5 protein-coding genes are annotated in these 5,948 nt (G+C 33.0%); 1 reads left to right on the top strand and 4 read right to left on the bottom strand.

Going from position 1 to position 5,948, the window contains the following annotated elements:
• Positions 1 to 245: 245 nt before the first annotated feature.
• The 4 genes from BR02_RS0112745 to BR02_RS0112720 all read right to left on the bottom strand — a co-directional run bounded on the left by BR02_RS0112745 (position 246) and on the right by BR02_RS0112720 (position 5,696).
• A complete protein-coding gene (locus BR02_RS0112745) occupies positions 246 to 554 on the bottom strand; it encodes a GTPase (RefSeq protein WP_169738624.1) in 309 nt (102 codons plus the stop codon).
• 324 nt (positions 555 to 878) lie between these two features.
• Positions 879 to 1,640: a hypothetical protein gene (locus BR02_RS0112735; RefSeq protein ID WP_031517684.1), complete on the bottom strand. Its 762-nt coding sequence runs from the start codon at positions 1,638 to 1,640 to the stop codon at positions 879 to 881.
• A 1,037-nt stretch (positions 1,641 to 2,677) separates the two neighbouring features.
• Positions 2,678 to 4,669: an ATP-dependent nuclease gene (locus BR02_RS0112725; RefSeq protein ID WP_031517681.1), complete on the bottom strand. Its 1,992-nt coding sequence runs from the start codon at positions 4,667 to 4,669 to the stop codon at positions 2,678 to 2,680.
• 316 nt (positions 4,670 to 4,985) lie between these two features.
• The gene (locus BR02_RS0112720; protein ID WP_031517679.1) at positions 4,986 to 5,696 is read right to left on the bottom strand and encodes a hypothetical protein; all 711 of its coding nucleotides are present in this window, start codon (positions 5,694 to 5,696) and stop codon (positions 4,986 to 4,988) included.
• Between the two features lie 60 nt (positions 5,697 to 5,756).
• Here BR02_RS0112720 and BR02_RS0112715 point away from each other — a divergent pair.
• The coding region (locus tag BR02_RS0112715) for an integrase (protein ID WP_031517677.1) at positions 5,757 to 5,948 on the top strand (192 nt) is incomplete at its 3' end.

Raw genomic sequence — 5,948 nt, 5'->3', positions numbered from 1 at the left:
CTCTTTCCGGTGGATGGCCAAGGCTGATTAACAAGCTGGCTACTCACTGTCTATTGGCCGGTTACCAGGTCCAAAAAGAGCTTATTGATGACAGTGTGGTTCATTTGGCGGCTGAAGAGGCCGGTATCTAACTACTGGTTGGTGATTGCCAACCGGTTTTTCTATTTATTTTGGCTCTTTTTCCTAATTGTTTCAGCTGCTAAAACATCGTGCAAATGTGAAAAATCCTTGGAACAAAATCTAATTTAATTTGCAATTGTTGCACATTGGACCGGAAAATGTGCTGATATATTGTGAAAATGAGGTGCTGGTTTAATTTGCAAGTTCACACCTACCTCAGCTTCTGGTTTCCCAAACATTGCATTAATCAAACTGGACTTCCCAGATCCTCGCCTACCAATAACTGCTATTCTTGCAGGCCTTGCATCAATTGTAAATGATTTAAGTTTACTAATTTCCACCCAAATCAACTTTTTGATTGCATCTGGCAGTATGTTGCTATTTTTTAATTCTTTATCAATTAAATCAAATAATTCATTAAGTTGTTCATACATTATGGATTTATATGAGGTCACATCGCAGCCCTCCGTTTATACATCATTTTACAATAACACCTATTGGTAATACACCTTCCTCATTTCGAATTACCCTATCATTCCCCCTTTTAAGTGTTTTCCCAACTTCAATGTTCATTGACTTATTTTCTGCAACTTCTGAAGATGTTTTACTGCTTTAATATATAACCCTTACTTTTTTACAATCTGCCACTCTTGCACGTCTTTACATTCTGTTATTAATTCCTTAATTACCCAATTAGCCCTTCTTACCCTAAAATCCTGCATGTCCTCTATATTGTCATATCCTTTATATGAATTAGGTCATTCCTCGTTATCAAAATCTATGTCTATTGTTTCAATGTAGTGGATAATGCTTTCAATACTCTTATATATATTCGTTTCATGTAGAGGGGTGTCGCTCACTGCCCAAGCAATAAAAAGCTGACAAAGAACTGTTAAGATTGGAAGTATCACCTTTTTCCAATTGCGTACTTCTTCTGCATTTCCAACCTCAATCTCTGATTCTGTTAGATTGATAATAATATTAATTTTTATTGCCAGGTCGAAAAAGTGTGGCCGTTTGATTTCTAATTGAACATCCTCTTCATGTAGCTCTTCTATTTCTTCTAAGTCCTCACCATCTGTATCATAAATATATTCACTTAGATTTTCTAAAAAAGAACTATCAAAGGTAGAAGATATATGATTCAAAAAGGGAGCAAACTGATAAGCATTTGAAAAAGCTATTCTTTGGTTAGCCAAAAGAGATATTGCATTTGTCATTTGAGAAAAATCATGGCGTGGAATAAGTGCCATTGTGTGCATTGAATTATTAATTAAATGATCAGCTACACCTTTATTAACCCTATCTAAGATACTGTAGGCAAAAATATTATTTTTCATCAATCTATTTGCTTTTTCAATAGTATCTACATGTTTCATATAGTTTGTTGCTAAACCAATATTTGCCGCTTTGTTTGCCAATTTACTGAATCTCGTCATTTTGCTAATCATTTCTTGATTTCGGTTTAGTTGATTCATCATCTTATGCCATTTTTGTAAGTGCTTAAAGTAATCATCCATTACTATTCACCACTTCCCCATCCCTTTGTTTGGAATCGTTGTTTAAACCATTGCTCAAATGGTTCTAAAAACTCGCTTATAATTTCATAATAAGTACGTTTATTTATTGACTGGTCAAGTAGTATGCAAATAGTATTAATAATGTAAAAATCCCCCCAGAACCATTCAATTTCGGGAAAATCCATTATTCAATTCAGGATAATCATCAGTTGTAACGCTTCTTTTTGTCACGGTTCTTTCAACAACCGTCTTGCACATGTGTCATAAAGTATTTCCGTGATTCCAAGGTACAGTGAAAGCTTCATTGACTCTATAAAATGAGCCATTAGGCGGTAATTTCCCTCGGTGTATAGTGGTTACCAGCTTCCGCATGTTCTGAAAACATACGAATCGCTCTTCAAATACGTAGACCATCTCTACAGTTGACACTGTTGGATTAAGAACAGTTTTGCTCTATCTTACCATTGCTTATGTATTCTCTACTTAATTCTTCCTTTTGTTTCTAAAACCTCCCCCCTCTACGGGTGCAAAAACTCCTCTAAAACTCAGGCAAAGTTTCCAATTTTAAATTTATAAAATTAATTATTCTCCTCCTGTTTTCTTTTCCTTAACCCTTACCGTTGCCTTTTAAAATGGAAAAACCACATCTTTGACAGGAGTGGTTTCTGAAGAGCTTTATTTGCATTCTACACCTTTATTGTTAAGGAAGATAAAAAGTCTTGCAAATAAATTGCCTGAAATCTCATTATTTTAGTGTTATTCAGCATCAATAAAAATATAAAATTTGAAACTAAGGTGATTAACCTATTAAAACGAATAATATAGTTTGTAAATTTTTGACCATTTACATATAATTAACAGGGTTAGACAAGGAAAAGGTTAGACCTTGAGCATGTGTTTATGCTTAATTCCCCCAAGGATAGGAGAAATAACTTAGGGGTAGCAAAAATGCCACCCCTATCCTCTGCAGAATTCCCTTATACGCTCAACACTACTTTAATTAAAGGCCGTAAAGCACCCCCTATAGAGACTCTTTATTAGTATGCTGTTTTCTTATGAAAGGCAAAGTATTCATCAGTATCTAAAAATTCAATAATCTCTTTAAAATCCTCTTCTGAAGACTGATTAATATATTGGGGGATTCTTGCCCTTAACCTATTAAATCTACCAAATAAATCATGTCCCCTAATATACTTTTTAATATCTTCAATTTTCTCTTGAGGAGTGCAGTCCCTATATAATAGCTCCTCCAAATATGTTGCCCGTTCCTCTGTATTCCTATTATTTAAATATCTTATAATATTTTCTTTATTACTTGTCATATAGCCATCAATTATATTATAAAATCTATCTACACTATTTATTACACCTATAGACTCTAATATAGTTGGGTTTAAAAAATAATTATCCAACGCACTGTATGATAAAACTAATATTTTTTCTTCAATTGAATCGGGAAGTTCAGTACCCAAGTTCTCCCTAAAATTATTTAACAACTTTCTCGTAATAACTTCCTTATCCTGCGTGTCAGAATCCCTAATTATTAAAAACTTATCTTTCATAATTGTTTTGCCTAAAAATCTTAACGTAGCATAAGTTTCTATATTCGTACAACTTTTAGTATCAAGAAAGAATATTTTATCAATATCCAAGTCATAAAATCTTTCGATGATTAACCTTAGCCGTTCCCTATCATCGGGCCCTTCTAATATAATAACGAATTCCGTTAGCAAAACATCTTCCGTTGAATAACCTAATTCGTATAGCACCCCTTCCAAATCAGTGACTTGAACATTCGTTTCATAATGTTGGTTAAGGGACACCTTTAAAACACTTTTAAGTTCAAAATCCTTCAGCAGTAATGGTGAATGGGTAGAAAATACAACTTGGTTATCCTGTGATATATTACATAGAATTTTGCCCATATTCTTTTGTAAAGAAGGATGCAAATAAATCTCTGGTTCCTCAATTAAAAATAAAATATTACTATTTTTACATATGTTATGATAAGCCTCGAGTAGAGACAATATGTATATACTTCTTACACCTGCCCCTACATTAGAAAGGTCAATTTTCCTCTCAAGGCTTGGGTCGTAGATTTTTGTACTTATACTAAAGGAACTATCGACATTACTTTTAGGGTCAATATATATACTATAATCACTTTTATAATTTCTTTGAAAAAACTCACTAATTTGTGCGGAAATGTCATTACATTTTTCGTCCATTTTATTTTTTAATAATTTTTCTAAATCAGTTATTGTTAGGTCTCTAATATTCTTATCACTTATACTCATAATACAGTCTGTGCAATCATCACTTATGCACGAGTTGCATGTTAGTTCCCCTTCCCTACTCTGTTTTAAAATATGTTTACCAAATAGTTCGTTAGTTATTGTTTTTGATTTACCCACTTCTTCCTCTGAAAAATTTCTGTCATCGTCAATAAATGCTAAATGCGGAATTAATTCCACAGTATCCTTTAAAGCATTATCGTTGACGCCAAAATAGTTAGCTTTCAGTTCATTTTTTTTAACCTTCACAGTAATTGTCACTATATCATTACTAATTAAAAACCTGTTCGTTATTGCCTTTTTCCATAAGTCTACAAAATTAATATTCTGTTGTATAAATACTTCTTCCGACACAGATATATTTTCTAATATAACAGCTCTATCATTTCTATAGGTTGTAAAGCTAACTTCTTCAAAAGCAGTACCAGGCTTAATAGTGTTGAATTCAGTTCCAGATGACGGTACTTTACTAATTCCTATTTTGCTATTAAAAATTAAGTTATCTAAGTAATTATTTGTACAGTCAAACACGATCTGCACTTCAATATTATCGCTGTTTTTATGAAAGTCTTCTGGTTTAACTTGGTAGTCACCCCAAAATAACCTTATTGCATTTATAATAGAGCTTTTTCCACAGTTGTTTTTACCAACCAAAATAAGTGCATTGCCAAAGTTTTCTATAAGCTGTTTTTTAATTGACCTAAAATTTTTTATCTTTATAGATTTTATTCTCACAACTTCCCCCCTTATATTACTTGACATATTATAAAAACCATTTCTTCAGGTTATATATAAATCCTTCAACAATTTTTTTGTAAGCTTCGACAAGAAATTTACAAGCTTAATACCCCTGTTTAGAAAAAACGTGGTAGAAAAAGATTTATATAAGCCCCAGCAGAAGCTCCTATAAAAACAAACCTAAATTTAATTTTAAAAAATGATTTGCTGAAAAATGAAACTGCAGAAGAAAAAAGGATATATGCTCTTATATTGAGCATATATCCTCTTATTAGTTTAGCCGTGGCTTTAATCTTATTGTGAAATTAACCATTTATGATAATTCTCTTCTTAAACCATAGTAAAAGAACAGCCTATTATTTTCAATCACCTGTTTTTGCTCACGTATTTTATATATTGCGTCTATAGCAGAAGACCCACCCGCTATTAAAGCACCAATTAGGGTTGCATTTAGCCCCGACGTTGTAGCAACCCCATCAACTATATACCCTGCTAATGCTCCCACCCCTGCCTTAGTTATATTTACACTCTTGTTTAACTCCTTCATAAGAGATATTCTTTCAACCTCTTCCTCAATTTCAATAATAGCAGGCTCAATTTTTTCATAAAATACCTTTTCAGCCTCATAGGTAAATTCTCTGTCCCACCACGCGTTTTTAATATCATTAGTGAATTCCACCATTGCAACGCGAAATTTTCTTAAAGGTCGCTCTAATTCTTTTCTAATGTCTATAATCTCATTTATAGTAGCGTGGTTAAATAGTGGTAGCCTCTCAAATAAATCCTGTGCTAATTTGACTTGGTTCCCCCTCTTTAGAGCAAAGTTAGATAAACTATTAATTCCCTCGCTTTCTAAAAGATTAGCAACAATCTCTCCCGAAAGCTTATCAAATAAAGGATAATAAGCACCTTCTTTAACAGAACCAAAAAGAAACTCAGTATATTCTTTAAGAAATTGGTGTAAGTGGTAAACTAAAAGGGACGAATTTTGGCCATTAAAAACGGATGATTTTTTCCAGTTCACAATACCATTCTTCTTTAGTCAACTGGTATATTTATATCAGACTGAAGGGGAGTGAATAGAATGGTGAGGTGGAAAATGTATACTCAGATTTATCAACTTAGAAACAAGGGATTTAATAAGTCCCAAGTGGCCAGACAGTTAGGCATTAATGTAAAAACTGTTAGCAAGTACTGGGAGTTGGATGCTGAAGGATATGCTGAGTTATTGCAACAAAGTGGTAGACGCTCACAAAAGCTAGACAAATACCAGGAT

This window comes from Desulfofalx alkaliphila DSM 12257 (assembly GCF_000711975.1).
GTDB classification, from domain to species: domain Bacteria; phylum Bacillota; class Desulfotomaculia; order Desulfotomaculales; family Desulfohalotomaculaceae; genus Desulfofalx; species Desulfofalx alkaliphila.
The sequence above is the reverse complement of the archived record's forward strand: the minus strand, read 5'-3'. Positions and strand labels throughout refer to the sequence as shown.